The organism is Streptomyces cinnamoneus, assembly GCF_002939475.1.
GTDB lineage: Bacteria > Actinomycetota > Actinomycetes > Streptomycetales > Streptomycetaceae > Streptomyces > Streptomyces cinnamoneus_A.
This window is the reverse complement of sequence record NZ_PKFQ01000001.1, coordinates 2,990,674-3,007,578: the sequence shown is the minus strand read 5'-3', so window position 1 is coordinate 3,007,578 and position 16,905 is coordinate 2,990,674. Positions and strand designations below refer to the sequence as shown.

The 16,905-nt window shown below is 72.9% G+C and carries 17 protein-coding genes; 10 read left to right on the top strand and 7 right to left on the bottom strand.

What is annotated here, in order from left to right; genetic code table 11:
* Window positions 1-98 precede the first annotated feature (98 nt).
* From CYQ11_RS12870 to afsR, 3 genes are all read right to left on the bottom strand, one after another.
* Window positions 99-410, bottom strand: coding sequence for a hypothetical protein (locus tag CYQ11_RS12870; protein WP_099199496.1), 312 nt, complete (start codon window positions 408-410; stop codon window positions 99-101).
* A gap of 619 nt (window positions 411-1,029) precedes the next feature.
* Window positions 1,030-1,197 carry a hypothetical protein gene (locus tag CYQ11_RS29505; protein WP_181143650.1) on the bottom strand — a complete coding sequence of 56 codons (168 nt, stop codon included), beginning with the start codon at window positions 1,195-1,197 and terminating at the stop codon, window positions 1,030-1,032.
* Between the two features lie 269 nt (window positions 1,198-1,466).
* On the bottom strand, window positions 1,467-4,400 hold the full coding sequence (gene afsR / locus CYQ11_RS12865; protein WP_099199497.1) for an SARP-family global regulator AfsR: 2,934 nt from the start codon (window positions 4,398-4,400) through the stop codon (window positions 1,467-1,469).
* A 154-nt stretch (window positions 4,401-4,554) separates the two neighbouring features.
* On the opposite strand from afsR, the gene CYQ11_RS12860 reads away from it, so the two are divergent.
* The 5 genes from CYQ11_RS12860 (at window position 4,555) to CYQ11_RS12840 (ending at window position 10,539) form a co-directional block, all read left to right on the top strand.
* Window positions 4,555-5,784, top strand: coding sequence for an amidohydrolase family protein (locus CYQ11_RS12860; protein WP_099199498.1), 1,230 nt, complete (start codon window positions 4,555-4,557; stop codon window positions 5,782-5,784).
* 121 nt (window positions 5,785-5,905) lie between these two features.
* On the top strand, window positions 5,906-7,036 hold the full coding sequence (locus tag CYQ11_RS12855; RefSeq protein WP_099199712.1) for an LLM class flavin-dependent oxidoreductase: 1,131 nt from the start codon (window positions 5,906-5,908) through the stop codon (window positions 7,034-7,036).
* Between the two features lie 134 nt (window positions 7,037-7,170).
* The gene (locus CYQ11_RS12850; protein ID WP_099199499.1) at window positions 7,171-8,964 is read left to right on the top strand and encodes an N-acyl-D-amino-acid deacylase family protein; all 1,794 of its coding nucleotides are present in this window, start codon (window positions 7,171-7,173) and stop codon (window positions 8,962-8,964) included.
* 75 nt (window positions 8,965-9,039) lie between these two features.
* Window positions 9,040-10,017, top strand: coding sequence for an asparaginase (locus tag CYQ11_RS12845; RefSeq protein ID WP_099199500.1), 978 nt, complete (start codon window positions 9,040-9,042; stop codon window positions 10,015-10,017).
* A 51-nt stretch (window positions 10,018-10,068) separates the two neighbouring features.
* A complete protein-coding gene (locus CYQ11_RS12840; protein WP_099199501.1) occupies window positions 10,069-10,539 on the top strand; it encodes a MarR family winged helix-turn-helix transcriptional regulator in 471 nt (156 codons plus the stop codon).
* Between the two features lie 11 nt (window positions 10,540-10,550).
* Here the strand turns inward: CYQ11_RS12840 and CYQ11_RS12835 are convergent, their stop codons facing one another.
* Window positions 10,551-11,117 (bottom strand): RICIN domain-containing protein, encoded by a 567-nt coding sequence (locus tag CYQ11_RS12835; RefSeq protein ID WP_099199502.1) that lies wholly within the window; start codon window positions 11,115-11,117, stop codon window positions 10,551-10,553.
* 228 nt (window positions 11,118-11,345) lie between these two features.
* Here CYQ11_RS12835 and CYQ11_RS12830 point away from each other — a divergent pair, with 228 nt between their 5' ends.
* Window positions 11,346-12,191, top strand: coding sequence for a YwqG family protein (locus CYQ11_RS12830; protein WP_099199503.1), 846 nt, complete (start codon window positions 11,346-11,348; stop codon window positions 12,189-12,191).
* Between the two features lie 16 nt (window positions 12,192-12,207).
* Here the strand turns inward: CYQ11_RS12830 and CYQ11_RS12825 are convergent, their stop codons facing one another.
* On the bottom strand, window positions 12,208-12,657 hold the full coding sequence (locus CYQ11_RS12825; RefSeq protein WP_099199504.1) for a 2-thiouracil desulfurase family protein: 450 nt from the start codon (window positions 12,655-12,657) through the stop codon (window positions 12,208-12,210).
* Between the two features lie 252 nt (window positions 12,658-12,909).
* On the opposite strand from CYQ11_RS12825, the gene CYQ11_RS12820 reads away from it, so the two are divergent.
* Window positions 12,910-13,365, top strand: a complete 456-nt coding sequence (locus CYQ11_RS12820; RefSeq protein ID WP_099199505.1) for a hypothetical protein — start codon at window positions 12,910-12,912, stop codon at window positions 13,363-13,365.
* A gap of 281 nt (window positions 13,366-13,646) precedes the next feature.
* Here CYQ11_RS12820 and CYQ11_RS12815 read toward each other — a convergent pair whose 3' ends face one another.
* Entirely contained in the window at window positions 13,647-13,829 is a 183-nt protein-coding gene (locus tag CYQ11_RS12815; protein ID WP_099199713.1) for a DUF397 domain-containing protein, read from the bottom strand.
* Between CYQ11_RS12815 and CYQ11_RS29165 the strand changes: the two genes are divergently transcribed.
* Genes CYQ11_RS29165 through CYQ11_RS12805 form a run of 3 tightly spaced genes read left to right on the top strand, consistent with a single transcriptional unit; the run spans window position 13,812 to window position 15,339 of the window.
* Window positions 13,812-14,447 carry a DUF6415 family natural product biosynthesis protein gene (locus CYQ11_RS29165; RefSeq protein ID WP_146104682.1) on the top strand — a complete coding sequence of 212 codons (636 nt, stop codon included), beginning with the start codon at window positions 13,812-13,814 and terminating at the stop codon, window positions 14,445-14,447. The genes CYQ11_RS12815 and CYQ11_RS29165 overlap by 18 nt on opposite strands.
* A 58-nt stretch (window positions 14,448-14,505) precedes the next feature.
* Entirely contained in the window at window positions 14,506-14,919 is a 414-nt protein-coding gene (locus CYQ11_RS12810; protein ID WP_099199506.1) for a hypothetical protein, read from the top strand.
* A gap of 39 nt (window positions 14,920-14,958) precedes the next feature.
* The gene (locus CYQ11_RS12805; RefSeq protein WP_099199507.1) at window positions 14,959-15,339 is read left to right on the top strand and encodes a VOC family protein; all 381 of its coding nucleotides are present in this window, start codon (window positions 14,959-14,961) and stop codon (window positions 15,337-15,339) included.
* Between the two features lie 12 nt (window positions 15,340-15,351).
* On the opposite strand, the gene CYQ11_RS12800 is transcribed toward CYQ11_RS12805, so the two are convergent.
* The gene (locus tag CYQ11_RS12800) at window positions 15,352-16,890 is read right to left on the bottom strand and encodes a CehA/McbA family metallohydrolase (protein WP_099199508.1); all 1,539 of its coding nucleotides are present in this window, start codon (window positions 16,888-16,890) and stop codon (window positions 15,352-15,354) included.
* Window positions 16,891-16,905: the final 15 nt, after the last annotated feature.

Below are 16,905 nucleotides of genomic sequence, written 5' to 3'. Positions count from 1 at the left end.
CGCGTGAAGACCGTGACCGGCGGGCTTCGCCGGCCACGGTCTCACGGGGCGCACGGACCGCACCGGGTCCGGCGCTCGGCGGGCGCCTGGGGCGGCCGTCAGCCGAAGGTCAGGGGCGCGATCGTGCTGTGGTCGTCCGAGCCGCCGTTGGCCTGGTCGAAGATGCCCGTGGAGTGGTCGTCGAAGACCTTCACGGCGGCGGTGGGCGTCTTGAAGGACTCGACGGTGGTCGAGTGGTCGTCGGCGACGACCGGCCCCGCACCGATGATCGCCACCGCGGCGACGAGGCCGGCTATGGCGAGCACCTTGGCCCCGCGCGCCAGCGTCCGGCGCTTGCCGGTGCCGTGGGTGGCGGACGCGTCCTCCCAGGGCCCGCATGCCTCGGTGTGGTTCGTCGTCGTGAAGTTCATTACGACTCCTCTTTTCGGGGGTTGTGGTGCGTGGGGTTGATGGTCGGTGGTGCTGTGCGGTGAACGTACCCGCGATGTGCGGTGGTGCGTGAGCTGTGGGCGGAAAACCTGAGATTCCGGATAGGCCGGTTGACAGGAGGTCGCTGAAACGGAGCCCCTGCCTCTGAAGTCGCGTCGCCGACAGGCGGATTGGCTGTGCCGGTGAGGAGCCGTCGGTGAGGAGCCGCCGACAAGGAGCCGTCGTCGCCGACAGCCGTCCTCCGCCGCCCCCACGCCCCAAGGCCGCCCCGGCGGCCACCCCTGGAAGCCCCCGCGGGCAGCCGCAGGGGCCGGCGCCGACGGCATCCCCTCCCCGCCGCCGATGCCGGCCCCTGTCGTTCCCCCGTTGTGAGGTCCCCCGTCGTACTCCCCCGGACCTCCTGTCGGTGCGCCCCCTGGCCGGATCCCGTTCCCCCGTCGTGCCGTTCCCCCGTGGGATCCCGCCGCACACCGCACTGGGGCCGCCCTCGTCGTGGCGGGACCTGACGGGGCCCGGGAGCTTCCGGCCGATGTCTGGCGGAAGCTCCCCGACGCCTGGTCCCGGTCACCGCCGGAGGGGCGCCTCAGCAACGCTCGTTGCTCAGAAAGGCTTCTCGATCGTGGCGTGGTCGTCCTTCAGGACGAACGGCTCCGCCCCGGTGGCGTGGTCGTCCTGCGGCAGCAGCTGCGCGACGAGCGGCTTGGTGCCGGTCGCGTGATCGTCCTGCGGCGTGGCCACGATGGGCTTGAGCTTCTTCTCGTCGCTCATGGTGTCTCTCCCCGTTGGTCGATATGCGAGTCGTTGTTGGGCTGAAGAGGGGACTGCCGAACCCGCCCGGCGACTCCCCCGAAGACCGCCGGACGGGCAATGAGGGCTGTTCGCCCTCCAGGTGAGGCCTCACCTACGACCCGCCTGCCCCCCGACGCGACGGATCGACATTCATTAGAATGCCGGGTCACGATAAACGATCGATGAACGGGCACGTGACGGGGGTTTTTCCGGAGGGTGCGCCCCCTTGGGGACACCCCACGCGCCCCCTACGCCGCCGCCACCGGCGTCAGCAGCTCCCGCACCTCGGCCGCCTCCGAGGAGCCCAGTTGCTCGAAGATGCCCAGCGCCTCGGTCCAGCAGGCGTGGGCGCGTCCCGACTGGCCGAAGGCGTCCAGGGAACGCCCCAGGACGGTCAGGATGTTGGCGCGGCGCCACCCGCCGCCGGTGTCCCGCAGCTGCGCCAGCGCGTGCTCGGCGTGGGCCGCGGCCTTCGCGGGCTCACGGACGGCCAGGTACAGCTCGGCCATACGGAAGAGCGTCATGCCCTCCCACAGCCGTTGGCGGTTGTCCCGGAAGACCGGTAGGGCCTCCTGGAGACGCGCCATGGCCTCCTCGTGGCGCCCGGCGCTGGTGAGGGCGACCGCGTACGCGTAGAGGGCGTTGGCGAGCCGCCAGGAGACGTTGGTCTCGCGGTAGAGGGCGATGGCCTGCTCGGTGAGGCGGACCGCCGACTGGACCCGGCCGGCGCCCAGGTGGGCCCGGGAGAGGTTGCACAGCGCGCTGGCCTCGCCGGGCTTGTTGCCGTCGGCGCGGAAGGCGGCGAGGGCCTGGCCGATGTAGGCCTCGGCGTCCTCGTGGCGGTGCTCGTAGATGGCGATGATGCCGCGGTTGTTGGCGGCGTAGCAGCAGGGGATCGGGTCCTCGCTGGCCCGCCCCAGCTGGACCGCCTGGCGGGCCTGGGCGTCGGCCTGCGCGAAGCGGCCGGCGATACTGTGCACGTGGGCCAGCACGGTCCGGGCCCGTCCCTCGGCCCGGGTGTCGCCCGTCGCCTGGGCGGAGGCCAGCAGGGCGGTGGCGGCCTGCTCGTACTGGCGGGAGTCGGCGCCGGACTCGGCCAGGTCCTTGGCGGCGAGCAGCAGGTCCACAGCCCGGCGCGTCGTGTCGCCGCTGGCGCCGGAGTGCTGGCGCACGCAGGCCAGGAGGCAGCCGGCCTCGGCGAACAGCCAGTCCCCGGCCGCGCCGCGGTCGGTGAAGGTGAGGCCGGGGTGGGTGGTGGGCGTCAGGTGGGTGAGGAGCTGGTCGCCGGGGCGCTCGAGCACGTACACGCCGGCGGCCGTGGCGAGGTAGAAGTCGAGGAGCCGCGACAGGGCGGCCTCGCGCTCCGAGGGCGGCAGCTCGTCGCGCTCCGCGCAGGAACGCGCGTAGAGCCGCAGGAGGTCGTGGTAGCGGTAGCGGCCGGGCGCGGCGGATTCCAGGAGCGAGGTGTCGACCAGCGACTCCAGCAGCTCCTCGGTGGCGTCGAGGTCCAGGTCGAGGACGGCGGCCGCGGCGGCGAGGGAGATGTCGGGGCCGTCGGCGAGGCCGAGCAGGCGGAAGGCGCGGGCCTGGGCGGGTTCGAGCTGGCCGTAGCCGAGTTCGAAGGTGGCCTTGACGGCGAGGTCGCCGGCGCGCAGTTCGTCCAGGCGGCGGCGTTCGTCGCCGAGCTTGCGGGCGAGGACGGAGACGGTCCAGGTGCGCCGGGCGGCGAGCCGGGAGGCGGCGATGCGGATGGCCAGCGGCAGGAAGCCGCAGGCGGCGACGACGTCCATGGCGGCGTCGCGCTCGGAGTCGACCCGCTCGGGGCCGACGATGCGGGTGAAGAGCACGAGCGCCTCTTCGGGGCTCATCACGTCCAGGTCGACCAGGTGCGCGCCGGCGAGGCCGACCATGCGGGCGCGGCTGGTGACGAGCGCGGCGCAGCCCTCGTTGCCCGGCAGCAGGGGGCGGACCTGGGCGGCGTCGCGGGCGTTGTCGAGCAGGGCCAGGACGCGCCGCCCGTCGAGGGTGGAGCGGAAGAGCGCGGACCGCTCCTCCACGCCGTCCGGGATCGCGGAGTCCGGGACGCCGAGGGCCCGCAGGAAGGACCCGAGCACGGCCTCCGGCTCGGCGACCACGGGACCGGTGCCCTGGAGGTCCACGTAGAGCTGGCCGTCGGGGAACTGGTGCCGGGCGGCGTGGGCGACGTGCACGGCGAGGGTGGTCTTGCCGACGCCCCCGATGCCCGCGACGGCGGACACGGCCATGACGCGGCCCTCGGCGGTGGCGAGCTGCTCGCTGAGCTCGCTGACGAAGGCGGTGCGGCCGGTGAAGTCGGAGACGGTGGCCGGCAGCTGGGCGGGCCGGATGAAGGTGGGCCCGGCGGCGGGCCGGTCGGCGGCGGCCGGGTGGACGTTCAGGGCGATGTCGGCGTTGAGGATGCGCTGCTGGAGCTCGGACAGCTCGGAGCAGGGGTCCACGCCGAGCTCGTCGGCGAGGAGCCGCCGGGTGTCGGCGTAGACGGCGAGGGCCTCGGCCTGCCGGCCGCTGCGGTAGAGGGCGAGCATCAGCAGCTCGCGCAGCCTCTCGCGCAGCGGGTGGGCGGCGGTGAGGGCGGTGAGCTCGGAGACCGCCTCGGCGTGGCAGCCGACCTCCAGGTCGAGGTCGAGCCGGGTCTCCAGGATGCTCAGCCGCCACTCCTCCAGGCGGGCCCGCTGGGTGTCGGCGTACGGGCCGGACAGGCCGGCGAGCGGTTCGCCGTCCCACAGGTCCAGGGCCTCGTTCATCAGCTCGCGGGCGCGGGCCCGGTCGCCGGCGCCACGGGCCTTGTCGGCCTCGGCGGCCAGCCGCTCGGCGGTGTCGATGTCGAGGCCGCCGTACCCGACCCGTATCGCATAGCCGCCGGACTCGCTGACCAGGGCGTCGGCGTCGGGGCCGAAGGCCTTGCGGAGCCGGGAGGCGTACGTGCGCAGCGCGGCGAGGGCCGCGTGCGGGGGCTCCTCGCCCCACAGGGCGTCGACGAGTTCGGGCGCGGTGGCGGTGCGGCCGCCGCGCAGCAGCAGCGCGGCGAGCAGCGCCCGCTGCTGGGGCGATCCGGTGTGGAGCGGTTCGTCGCCGCGCCAGGCGCGGACGGGCCCGAGCACGGTGAAGCGCAGCTGCTGCCCGTGCCCTGTGTCGCCGGCCATGGTGACCCCCTGCCTGTCCTGCTCGGTCGCACCGGCCAGTCTGCCTTGTTCCGGGGCTCCGCGTCAGCAGGGGTCCGGCCTCTTGGCGCGCTCGCGCAAGGGCCGTCCGGCCCCATGGCTGACGGAGCGTCAGATCAGCGCTACGGTGTCGGCCATGGCGAGCTTCCCCAAGATAATCTCGGTGGACGATCACGTGGTCGAGCCCTCCGACGTCTGGCGGGACCGGTTACCGGCGCGATTGCGCGACGTCGGGCCGCGCGTCGTGCGGGCCGCCGTCAAGGAGATGACCTTCGTGGGCGGGCGCTTCGCGCCCGTCATGGGCGCCCCGGGGGACGACGGCCCGGTGGCGGACTGGTGGGTCTATGAGGATTTGTGCCGTCCGCTGACACGGCTGGATACCGCCGTCGGATGCTCCAGGGACGAGATCCGGCTGGAGGGGATCACCTACGAACGCATGCGGCCGGGTTCGTACAGCGTGGCGGAGCGACTGGCCGACATGGACCTGAACCACGTCCAGTCGGCGCTCTGCTTCCCCACCTTCCCGCGCTTCTGCGGGCAGACCTTCGCCGAGGCCGCCGACCGCGAGCTGGCGCTGCTGTGCGTGCGGGCCTACAACGACTGGATGGTCGAGGAGTGGTGCGGCCCCGCCGCGCAGGGGCGGCTGATCCCGCTCGGCCTGGTGCCGCTGTGGGACGCGGGGCTGGCCGCGGCGGAGGTGCGGCGCAACGCCGCGCGGGGCGTACGGGCCGTGTGCTTCTCCGAGATACCGCCCCACCTGGGCCTGCCGTCCGTCCACGGCGACGACTGGGACCCCTTTCTGCGGGCCTGTGAGGAGAGCGGGACCGTCATCGCCATGCACATCGGTTCGTCCTCGCGGATGCCGTCCACGTCGGCGGACGCGCCGGCCGCCGTCGGGTCCGCCCTCACCTTCGCCAACTGCTGCTTCTCGCTCGCCGACTGGCTGATGTCGGGCAAGTTCGACCGCTTCCCCGGCCTGCGCGTCATGTACGCGGAGGGGCAGATCGGCTGGATCCCGTACCTCCTGGAACGCGCCGACACGGTCTGGGAGGAGAACCGCGGCTGGGGCGGCGTCGCGGACAAGGTGCTGCGGCCGCCGTCGGAGGCGTTCGCGGAGCACGTCTACGGCTGCTTCTTCGACGACGCCTTCGGGCTGCGCAACCTCGACGCGATCGGCGTCGGGAACGTCCTCTACGAGACCGACTACCCGCACTCCGACTCCACCTGGCCCAAGTCCCGGCAGGTCGCAGAGGAGCAGATGGCGCACCTCGCTCCGGAGGTGGTGGAGCGGGTCGTGCGGGGCAACGCCGTCGAGCTGCTCGGGCTCACCCCCGAGGGGCTGTGGGCGGGCGGTACGGGCCCTTGACGCTCCAGGGGGCCGGTGCCACAGTCGCTTGAGCCGTAACTGACGGTAAGTCAGGTCGGCGGTCCGGAAGCACCCGGCGGGAGTGTGCGCCGGCAGACTCGGAAGACGGGCGGTGGACTCCGTGGAATTCGGGATCTTCGTGCAGGGGTACGTACCGGCGAGCCGCTCGCGGACCGATCCCGCGGCCGAGCACCACGCGTTGATGGAGGAGGCCGAATACGTCGTTCAGGCCGACCGGTCGGGCTTCAAGTACGCCTGGGTCACCGAGCACCACTTCCTGGAGGAGTACTCCCACCTCTCGGCCAACGACGTCTTCCTCGGCTACCTCGCCCACGCCACCGACCACATCCACCTCGGCTCCGGCATCTTCAACCCGCTTCCCCAGGTCAACCACCCGGTGAAGGTGGCCGAGAAGGCCGCCATGCTCGACCACCTCTCCGGCGGCCGCTTCGAGTTCGGCACCGGCCGCGGTGCGGGCAGCCACGAGATCCTGGCCTTCCTGCCGGGCACCACCGACATGAACGCCACCCGGGAGATCTGGGAGGAGACGATCGCGGAGTTCCCGAAGATGTGGTGCCAGGAGGAGTACGAGGGCTTCCGCGGCAAGCACTGGTCCCTGCCCCCGCGCAAGGTCCTGCCCAAGCCGTACGGCCCGTCGCACCCCGCCATGTGGTACGCCGCCGGGTCGCCCTCCTCCTACGCGATGGCGGCCCGCAAGGGACTCGGCGTGCTCGGCTTCAGCGTGCAGAAGGTCTCCGACATGGAGTGGGTCCTCGACTCCTACAAGTCGGTGATCGGCGAGGCCGAGCCCGTCGGCGGCTTCGTCAACGACAACGTGATGGTCACGTCCACCGCCATCTGCGCCGAGACGCACCAGAAGGCCGTCGAGATCGCCGCGAGCGGCGGCCTCAACCGCCTCCAGTCCCTGCTCTTCCGCTACCACGACACGTTCCCGCGCCCCGAGGGCATCCCCGAGTGGCCCGAGCTGCTGCCCGAGTACACCGAGGACATCATCGAGCTGCTCATCGCCGAGGAGCTGATGATCTGCGGCGACCCGGACGAGGTGCTGCGGCAGTGCGAGCGCTGGGAGCGGGCCGGCGCCGACCAGCTCGTCTTCGGGCTGCCCGTGGGGATCCCGTACGAGGACACGATCACCACGCTCCAGCTGATCGGCGAGCACGTCATCCCGAAGATCGACACGGACCCCGTCCACCGCACCACGCGCTTCCGCCGGGCCGCCGCCGGAGCCTGAGCGCCCCGCGGCCCCTCACGCGCCGGGGCGGCGCCTCCCGGGTCGCCGCCCCGGTTCCTGTTCCGTACGCGCCCCCGCGCGCGTACGTCCGTACGTCTCCGCGCCCGTACGTCCGCCCGCGAGAGGACCCCACCGTGCTGGACCACCTCATCCGCCGCGCCACGGTCGTCGACGGGACGGGAGGGCCCTCGTACGTCGCCGATGTCGGGATACGGGACGGCCGGATAGCCGTGATCGACCGGATCCCCGGCGGTGTGAAGGCGGGCGGCCGGCTGGGGGAGCGGGCGCGCACCGAGGAGGATGCGGCCGGGCTCGTCCTCGCCCCCGGTTTCGTCGACCCGCACACCCACTACGACGCCCAGCTCTTCTGGGACCCCTGCGCGAGCCCGTCGATGAGCCACGGCGTCACGACCATCGTCGGCGGCAACTGCGGCTTCACCCTCGCCCCCCTCAACCCCGGGCGGCCAGCCGACGCCGACTACACGCGCCGCATGATGAGCAAGGTCGAGGGCATGTCCCTGGCCGCCCTGGAGGAGGGCGCGCCCTGGAACTGGTCGTCCTTCGGCGACTACCTGGACGCGCTGGAGGGCCGCGTCGCCGTCAACGCCGGCTTCATGGTGGGCCACTGCGCGCTGCGGCGGTACGTGATGGGCCCGGACGCCGTCGGGGGCACGCCCGACGAGGAGCAGCTGCGGCGGATGCTGGGACTCCTGCACGACGCGATGGACGCCGGCGCCTGGGGCCTGTCCACGACCAGGTCGGACACCCACTCCGACGGCGACGGCAGGCCCGTGGCCTCCCGGCACGCCCGGCCCGGCGAGCTGCTCGCCCTCGCCCGCGCGGTGGGCGAGCACGAGGGCACGCAACTGGAGGCCATCGTGGCCGGATGCCTGGACCGGTTCACCGAGGAGGAGAGCGAACTCCTGGTCCGGATGACCGTGGCCGCCGGGCGCCCCCTCAACTGGAACGTCCTCACCATCGAGTCGGCGGCCCCCGAGCGCGTACCGCACCAGCTCGCCACGAGCGAGCGCGCCCGCGCGGCGGGCGGCCGGATCGTCGCCCTGACCATGCCGGTCCTCGCCCCCATGAACATGTCGCTGGGCAGCTTCTGCGCCCTCAACCTCATTCCCGGCTGGGGGGACGTCCTCGGACTGCCCGTCCCGGAGCGCGTCGCCCGGCTGCGCGACCCCGCCGTGCGCACCGCGCTGCTGAGCGCGGCGGCGAGCCCGCAGGCCGCGGCCTTCCACCGGCTGACGGACTTCGGCCGTTACGTCATCGGCGACACGTACACCAAGGAGAACGACGGACTCACCGGCCGGGAGGTCCGCGACATCGCCGCCGAGCGCGGCACGGACCCCTTCGCGACACTGGTCGAGATCTGCGCCACCGACGACCTGCGCACGGTGCTGTGGCCGACGCCCACCGACGACGACCCCGCCAGCTGGGAGCTGCGCCGCCGCGCCTGGGACCACGAGGACGTGCTGCTGGGCGGCTCGGACGCGGGGGCGCACCTGGACCGGATGTGCGGCGCGCCCTACACCACACGTTTCCTGGGCGACTGCCTACGCGGACGCGCCCTGGTGCCCCTGGAGCGGGCGGTGCGGATGCTGACGGACGAGCCGGCCCGGCTGTTCGGGCTGCACGACCGGGGCCGCATCGCCGAGGGCTGGTGCGCCGACCTGGTGCTCTTCGACCCGGAGCGGGTCGACGCCGGGCCGGCGACGCTGGTGCGCGACCTGCCGGGGGACGGGGCGCGCCTGGACTCTCGGGCGGTGGGGGTGGTGAGCGTACGGGTCAACGGCGTGGAGACGGTCCGCCACGACGTGACGACGGGGGCGCTGCCGGGGCGGGTGCTGCGGTCGGGGCGCGACACCGCGACGGTGGGGACGGGCGGGACGGGGTGGGTGGCACGGGAGATCTCCGAATAGGCGCTCCGGAGCTGGTGGCGGAGACCGAACGGCCGCGCTGTACGGTGAGCCACCGGCGAGGGGGAGGGCCGGCGCATGGGTGTCACTTTGTTCGCGCTCGGAGGCACGATCTCCGTGTCGGGCGGTGCCGCGGACGAGCGGCTGACGGGCGCCGACATCGCGGCGGCCGTACCGGGGCTCGGCGGACTCGGAGTGCCGCTGGACGTACGGGACGTCCGCGCCGTACCCAGCGGAAGTCTGACGTTCGCGGACGTGCTCGACGTCGTCCAGGCCGCCTCCCGGGCGGTGGCCGACGGCGCCGACGGCATCGTCGTCACCCAGGGCACGGACACCCTGGAGGAGGCGGCGTTCCTCGTGGACCTGCTGTGGCGGCACGACGCGCCGTTCGTCCTGACCGGAGCGATGCGCCAGCCCGCCATGGCGGGAGCGGACGGCCCCGCGAACGTCCTCGCCGCCGTACGCGTCGCCGTCGCGCCCGCGGCACGCGGACTGGGGGCGCTGGTCGCCTTCAACGACGAGGTGCACGCGGCGCGTTGGACCGCCAAGTCCCACAGCACGAGCACGGCGGCCTTCGTCTCCCCGAACGCCGGCCCCGTCGGGCACGTCGTCGAGGGGAGGGTGCGGATCCTGGCCAGACCCGAGCGCCGCGCACTGCTCCCGCTGGACACCGACCGCACGCGCCTGGCCGCCACGCGCGTGGCCCTGCACTGTGCCACGCTCGACGACGACGGCACCACGCACACGTCCCTCGCGGACACCCACCAGGGCCTGGTCGTCGCCGGCTTCGGCGTCGGCCACGTACCGGCCCACCTGGCGCCCGTCCTCGGCGACCTGGCCGCACGGATGCCGGTCGTGCTGACGTCCCGCACGGGAGGCGGCTCGGTGCTGAGCCACACCTACCGTGCCCCGGGCTCGGAGACGGACCTGCTGGGACGCGGCCTGATCGACGGCGGAATGCTCGACCCGTACAAGGCCCGGGTGCTCCTGCGCCTGCTGTGCGCGTCGGGCGCGGAACGGACGAGGGTGGCAGCGGCGTTCGTCCAGCACGGGTGAGGGCCGCGCCGCCCTTGACCTCAATCAGGGTTGAGCTTTTAGCGTCACCGCATGACGACAGGAACCGAACACCTCGATGTCCCCGCCCTGGCCGCCCAGCCGGCGGCCTACTGGGCCTGGTCCACCACCCAGGCGCTGCTCCGGCACGTCCGCAGCGCGCTGGCCCGGGCGGACATCACGCAGCCGCAGTGGTGGACGCTCAACCACGTCGGCGCATCGGAGGGCGGCCTGACCCGGGAGGAGGTCTGCGCCCGGCTGGACGCGTTCCCCTACCACCTGGGCCCCGAGGACATGGGGCACGCCGTCGACAACCTGCTCCACCGCGGTTGGCTCACCGCTGACGACTCCGGTCGCCTCACCCTCACGGACGCCGGGCGGGAGGCCGAGGGGCAGGCCAGGAGCCTGGTCGCCCGGCTGCGCTCGGAGATCCACGAGGGCGTCACGGACGAGGAGTACGCCGCCGCGCTCACCGTGCTCCAGCGCATGATCCGCAATGTCGGCGGCGGGGTGACACCGCGCTGAGCCCCCTGCGGTCACCCCGCCAGGCGCAGGGTCCAGCGGCGGGAGGGGTGGGTGTCGCAGGTGAACTGCACGAGCCCGACGTTGTTGTCCGTGGAGACCCCTCCGGCGACGGTCGCGCACTTTCCGGTCTGCACGTTCACGACCTGGTAGGAGCGGCCGTTCCAGTTCGTGAGCCGCCAGCGACGCGAGGGATGTGAGTCGCAGTTGAACTGCACGAGCCCGACGTTGTTGTCGGTGGAGACGCCACCGGCGACCGTCGCGCACTTGCCGGTCTGCCGGTTGACGATCTGGTAGGAGCTGCCGTCCCAGTTGGCCAGCCGCCAGCGACGCGAGGGATGCGTGTCGCAGTTGAACTGCAGGAGTTCGACGTTGTTGTCGGTGGAGACTCCTCCGGCGAGGGTCGCGCACTTTCCGGTCTGCCCGTTGACGAACTGGAACGAGGCTCCCGACACCTGGGTCGGGGAGCCGGGTGCCGCCGCCGGCTGCGCCACGTCAGGCGCGGGCAGGAACATGATGCCCCCGGCGGCCAGAGCCGTCGATGTCGTCAGGAGACGACGTGCCCGGGTGTTCTTGCGCATAGGAGTGCTCCTCTCCTGCGTCGCTTCGTGGGTTGATCGCGCTGTGGGGGTGTCGATGCCCGCGTCACCAGGGGGAGTGGCTCTCTGATTCAGGGCCGGCGCCGCACGGGCGGTCCGCCGGTGGGCCACTGGACAAGGCACGGCCACTCCTCTCACTGTCCGCGCCGCCCACCGGGCCCGCAACTGGGGCCGGGGCCGTTGTCAGTGGTGCCGTGCATCATCGTTCGCATGACAGACAGCACCGTCGACGTACTGCATGCGCTCGCCCGCGAGCACCTGCCCGCCGACATCGCCGAGCGGTGGATCGGACTGTTGCGGCCGGGCGTGGGCCTGGTGAAGGCCTCGGGCGCGGACCCCGTGGCCGGCCGGCTCGGCGGCCTGCCGGAGCTGCCGGAGCACGAGGAGTGGCCCGTGTGGGAGGGTCACGGCCCGCTCTCCTTCATCGCCTCCCTCGACTGCGCCGCGCTTCCCCCCGCCGCCCTCGACATCGACCTGCCGACGGACGGCACGCTGGCCTTCTTCTACTTCGACGGTCAGCTGGACGACGGCGCCGCCCTGGTCGCGCCCCACCACCCCGACACGTGGGCGGGGGCACGGGTGCTGTACGTCCCGCAGGGCGTACCGGTCGCCGAGCGCCCGGCCCCCGAGGGGATACGGCCGTACCCCGAGGTGCCGCTGACGGCCCGCGCGGAGACGACGGCGCCGTACCTCTGGCACCCCGTGGTCTACGAGGAGTTCGCGCCGATGCCCGACGACCACCCGGTGTTCGACGACGACTTCCGCGAGGCCCTGTGGGAGAGCGACGAAGGCGCGGGGCACCGCGTCGGCGGTCACGCCGACCCCGTCCAGGACGAGGTCGAGACCGAGGTCGCCCACGGCGTCCTGGGCTGCGCGTGGAACGACCCCCGCCTCAAGGACGAGTCCCTCCGCTGGGTGCTGCTCGCCCAGATCGACAGCGACGACGACGCCGGCATGATGTGGGGCGACTGCGGCGCGCTCTACTGGCTCATACGCCGCGAAGACCTGGCCGAACGCCGCTTCGACCGTGCGATGTTCACCTGGCAGTGCAGCTGACCGGCGGCCGAGAGCCTCACACCCCGGGCGCGGCCCGCACGGTGATCCCGTTCCGTTCCAGCAGCGCGGCCGTCACGCCGTCGCCCGGCACCGGCTTTCCGGCGAACGACCCGTCGTAGACCGTGCCGCGTCCGCAGGACGGGCTCCGGGGCATCAACAGCGCCTCCGTGCAGCCGGCCCGCTGAGCCACGTCGAGCGCGCGGCGCGCACCCTCGACGAACTCGGCCGTCACCTCCCGCCCGGTGTCCTCGACGACCTTCGCCGTCCCGTCGAGCACGTCGTGCCCGTCGCCACCCACGAGCTCGGCGGGGCGCCGGGGCGTCGCGAGCCCGCCCGCGACCTCCGGGCAGAACGCCACGACCTCGCGACCAGCCGCCGCCGCCTCGATCTCCGGCGCCGCCTTGTGACGGCCGTCGTACCGGCACGGCACTCCGCGCAGACATGCACTGACCAGGATTGCTTCCATGCGCTCCAGGCTAGGGCGGCTGCCGGTGCTCCGCGACGGCCGGCCAGCCGGCTGAACCGAAGCACGATAGTTGTCACGTCAGCCCGCTTCTTGTCGCCAAGGGCGAAGCATCTGATCCGTGATCAAGCGGGTATTCGCGCTGCTGCGGCACATGCCCCTCTTGATGGCCGATTGGCATGTTCCTTCCCACTAGGACAGCTGGTTCACTCTTCACGCGGCCGGTCCGGCTGTGACGTAGAGAAGGGAGTCTCCGTGATCAAGAGGTTCTCGGTGGTTGCGGCTGCCGTCGTCATGGTGGTCGCCCCCCTGGCCGGCGTTGCCAATGCCGCCGGCCTGCCATGCGGCGGCGGCTACTCGTGTGACAACCAGGATCCCGGCCCTGTCTCCTGGGACAAGGTGGATACCGACGACAGCGCCAAGGACGGAGGTTGCGGGTCGGTCGAACTCCGGTCGGGCAAGAAAGACGGTAAGTGGTACGCGTGGGCGCGTGTCTTCGTCAAGTCCGGGTGCCAGGGCTATGAAGGCTGGATAGACCGAAAAGGGCCCGACGGAAGCATCGAGCACGTTCTCGGCTACTTCACCGCGACGGACAGGTGGGGCTCGAACTTCGGAAACATGTACTACTGGCCGGACGGAACGCAGGTACGGGCTGGATTCAAACACCCAGGCGAAGACTGGAGTAAGTCGGGAGTGACGAAGTGGCATTGACCCCGTAACCCGGCAGGCGGCTGCGTCACGCGGCGCCGTGCGCAGGGGTGACCGCGTCCCGGCCAAGGGGGCAAGGCCGGCTGCCGGTGCCCCGCGACGGCCCGCCAGCCCGGCGACGCGCCCCCGCCCGCCCCTCCCTTCCCGCTGCCGCCGCTTTGCGCCGTAGGCGCGAGACGAGAGGGGCGGACGGCCGAGCCGAATCGACCGCCCCACCGGAGCGATGCCGCGAGACCGCGAAGCGGTCTCCTTCGCACTGAGGGGGCGGTTCTACGGTTTCGGGGTCAGCCGAGGTGGCCGGCTTGGACCCCGCCGACGAAGGCCGTCCAGGCGGTGGCCGGGACGACGAAGGTGGGGCCGTTGCGTTGCTTGGAGTCGCGGACGGCGACCTGGTCGGTCAGCGGCGCGACCGAGACGCAACTGCCTCCGCCGGTGTCGATGAACCCCCCATGCCCTTCTTCCCCCATACCGCCAACCCCGGCGGAGCCCCCGCCGTCAAGCCGCCGCAGCCGCTCGAAGCGATCGAGGACCTCGTCCGCGAAGCCACCGACACCGAGCGCTGGTTGCCCGCCCCCCACCGCATGCGCTCCCTGACCGGGCGGCTCCGGGCGTACGTGCTGGAGAAGGCCTACGACCTGGAGCTCGCCGCCGGGGCACTGCCCCCGAGTCACCGGGGCCGCTGCGACGCCCTCGCCGCCGTGCACGAGGCGCGGTACCGGCTCGGGCTCGGGCCGGGGGACGGCTACGCCTCGGCGATCACCTACGCCAGAAGCCTGGGCCGGGCCCGCCGAAGAGCTGCTGCACTACGAGCAGCAGATGCGGCAGATGCGGCAGGTCCACCAGGTGCAGCAGGAGGAAGCATGAGGTGGCTGCCGTGGCGCCTGCGGCGACGGCGCCGCCCCACGCGAGCCCGGCGCCCGGCCTACACCCCGGCCGCCACCCGCACCCCCGCGCCCACGGCCGTCGCCCACACCGGCGGGCCACCCGCCATGCCGCTCGGACACCTCCCGACCCCGACCCGCGCGGCGTACGCCCCTGCCTTCGCACCGTGCCCGGGCTGCGTCTGTGAGCACCGGTACCGCTGAGTACCGTCTACGGGCCAACGAGCCACACGCAGCCAAGCGCCCCGCGAGATCGGTACCCATGACCGCCACTTCCTCCGCCTCCACCGCACCCGCACCCCCGCCCGCGACGGCGGCAGGGGCCCTGCTGGTTGCCGTGATGACCGTTCTCGGAGCGCTGAGCTCCTGGTACGTGCAGGTCATCGACCGGGACTGGGTCGACCGCGAACAGGCGGCCTGCGGGCCCCTGCCCTTCCCCCGGACGGAATACGTCGCCGCATGGGGCGGCCTGGCCCTCGGCGTGGCCGCCGTCGTCGCGTGCGTCCTGCTCGCCCAGCGCATCCGCCGCCGGTGCGGTGTCGGGCTCTGGTCGACGCGGTCGGGTCTGCTCGCCTACGTGAGCGTGTGGTTCAACGGGCTGGCGATTCCGTTCGAGCTGCTGATGCTCTACTGCGTCTACGTACCCGACCCGTCCGGGGCACCGCACTGCATGTAGCCCGACCCCCGTACCGTTCCTCCCGCCCAGGAGCCGTCGATGACCGTCCGCCGCGTCGTCCCCAACATCCACTCAGAGGCCGTGCAGGAGAGCCGGGACTTCTACGGCCTCCTCGGCTTCGAGGAAGTCATGAACCACGGCTGGATCATGACGCTCGCGTCCCCCGCCAGCCCCGCAGCACAGATCAGCGTCATGACGCACGACGAGACCGCGCCGGTCGCTCCCGACCTGAGCGTCGAGGTCGACGACGTGGACGCCGCCTACGCGGCCGTGCGGGAGAGCGGGGCGGAGATCGTCCACCTCTTGCAGGACGAGGAGTGGGGCGTGCGCCGGTTCTTCGTCCGGGACCCCGACGGCCGCGTGGTGAACGTACTGAGCCACCGCCGATCCGGTGACCCAGCGACCCCCACTGACCAGTGACTCACTGACCCGCTAATCCACCGCACGGCCCAGGAACACCGGGTTCGTCAGCGCCACCATCGCCCCCGGCAGCCCCGACCCGCCCCCGTCTCCGCCCCCACCCGCCGGCGGGCGCCGCACCTCCGCCCGTACGTACGCCGACCGGGCGGCCGTCGTGTGCCACTCCACGCGGCCGTCCGCCGGTACCGGGGTCGTCAGCAGCACCCCCTGGTCCGTCACGAACGACACCGTGCAGCCGGTCACCGGCGCCCCCCGTACGTCCAGGCGCACCGTCACCTCCGCGTCCGGGCCGACCCGCAGGCGTTCGCCGATGCCTGCGTGGCCGCCCCGGCCGTCCGTCGCCCCGAAGGTCAGGGCGACCGCCGACGACTCGGCGATCCAGCTGCGGCCCGCGCGCAGCCCCGCCAGCAGGGCGTCGTGGGAGAGGTCGTCGGCCAGGACGACCGTCTGGGGCAGGCCCACCACCTGGGGCTCGCGGTGGGCGTCGCTGTTGCCCATGGCGGGCAGCCAGGCGCCGCCCTCACGGGCGGGCGCCGCCAGCATCGCGTCCCAGGTCGCGACCGCCATCTCGTCGTCCGGCGTCCACAGGCCGTTCCAGACCTCGACCACGTCCGCGTCCTCGTAGCCGAACTTCCAGTTGCAGCCCACGCACGTGCCGTAGGGGTGGGCGGGGACGACCAGCCCGCCCGCCCGGCGGACCGTGCGCGCGATGCGGCCGAAGGCGTGGTCTCTCGCGCGGTAGCGCCAGTCGAGGAAGGTCCCGGGGGCCGTGCCGAGCGCGAGGACGTGCCCGTTGCGGGTCGTGATCTCCTCACCGGTGAGGATCAGCAGGTCGTCGCCCCACAGCCCTTGCCAGGCGGCGTGCGACGACGTCGTGTTGTGCTCGGTGGTCGTGATCCAGTCGAGTCCGGCCGCGCGGGCGGCCGCGGCGATCTCCGCGGGGGTGCGCAGGCCGTCGGAGTGGACGCTGTGCAGGTGGTTGTCGCCCCGGTACCAGGCCCGGCCGCGGCCCCTCGCCCGGCGCGGCGGGTACACCGGCGCGGGCGTCAACCCCGGCGCCCCGTACCGCAGCGTCACCGTCACGTCGTAGGCCATGCCCTGCGGGGCGACGGTGTAGGGGCCGAGGGCGATGTGCCAGGTGCCGGGCCGCACGGGCCCCGGCAGGTAGCCGGGCGTGGCCCGTTCGGCGCTGATGGCGAACTCCGTGCGCGCCCCACCCGACCAGCCGCGGAAGCCCGCGCCGCCCAGCTCGGTGCCGCGTTCGTCGAAGACGCCGATGTCACAGGCGTTGCCCGGGGTGCCGCTCGGGACGGCGGGGCGGTCGTACGTGTAGGAGACGGCGATTTCACGGACTCCGGAGGGTACTTCCACGGGGAGGTGGACGAAGTCCGGAGCACCGGCCGGCAGGCGGCCGGTGACGTGGCGGGTCTCTTCGCCGGCGGTCCGGGCGGACCCGTCGGCGCGGGCGAAACTCACGCCTTCGAGCGTAAGCACACTCGCGGCCCCCGCGATAGCCGTCGCCGTCATCTTGAGTACATCGCGTCGGTGCATCAGCCCCTGCCCCCT

Bases quoted from the DNA above. Each gene is read 5' to 3' on its own strand.
- CYQ11_RS12870 (WP_099199496.1), bottom strand. From the start codon at position 410: ATGAACTTCACGACGACGAACCACACCGAGGCATGCGGGCCCTGGGAG.
- CYQ11_RS29505 (WP_181143650.1), bottom strand. From the start codon at position 1,197: ATGAGCGACGAGAAGAAGCTCAAGCCCATCGTGGCCACGCCGCAGGAC.
- afsR (WP_099199497.1), bottom strand. From the start codon at position 4,400: ATGGCCGGCGACACAGGGCACGGGCAGCAGCTGCGCTTCACCGTGCTC.
- CYQ11_RS12860 (WP_099199498.1), top strand. From the start codon at position 4,555: ATGGCGAGCTTCCCCAAGATAATCTCGGTGGACGATCACGTGGTCGAG.
- CYQ11_RS12845 (WP_099199500.1), top strand. From the start codon at position 9,040: ATGGGTGTCACTTTGTTCGCGCTCGGAGGCACGATCTCCGTGTCGGGC.
- CYQ11_RS12840 (WP_099199501.1), top strand. From the start codon at position 10,069: ATGACGACAGGAACCGAACACCTCGATGTCCCCGCCCTGGCCGCCCAG.
- CYQ11_RS12835 (WP_099199502.1), bottom strand. From the start codon at position 11,117: ATGCGCAAGAACACCCGGGCACGTCGTCTCCTGACGACATCGACGGCT.
- CYQ11_RS12830 (WP_099199503.1), top strand. From the start codon at position 11,346: ATGACAGACAGCACCGTCGACGTACTGCATGCGCTCGCCCGCGAGCAC.
- CYQ11_RS12825 (WP_099199504.1), bottom strand. From the start codon at position 12,657: ATGGAAGCAATCCTGGTCAGTGCATGTCTGCGCGGAGTGCCGTGCCGG.
- CYQ11_RS29165 (WP_146104682.1), top strand. From the start codon at position 13,812: ATGCCCTTCTTCCCCCATACCGCCAACCCCGGCGGAGCCCCCGCCGTC.
- CYQ11_RS12815 (WP_099199713.1), bottom strand. From the start codon at position 13,829: ATGGGGGAAGAAGGGCATGGGGGGTTCATCGACACCGGCGGAGGCAGT.
- CYQ11_RS12810 (WP_099199506.1), top strand. From the start codon at position 14,506: ATGACCGCCACTTCCTCCGCCTCCACCGCACCCGCACCCCCGCCCGCG.
- CYQ11_RS12805 (WP_099199507.1), top strand. From the start codon at position 14,959: ATGACCGTCCGCCGCGTCGTCCCCAACATCCACTCAGAGGCCGTGCAG.
- CYQ11_RS12800 (WP_099199508.1), bottom strand. From the start codon at position 16,890: ATGCACCGACGCGATGTACTCAAGATGACGGCGACGGCTATCGCGGGG.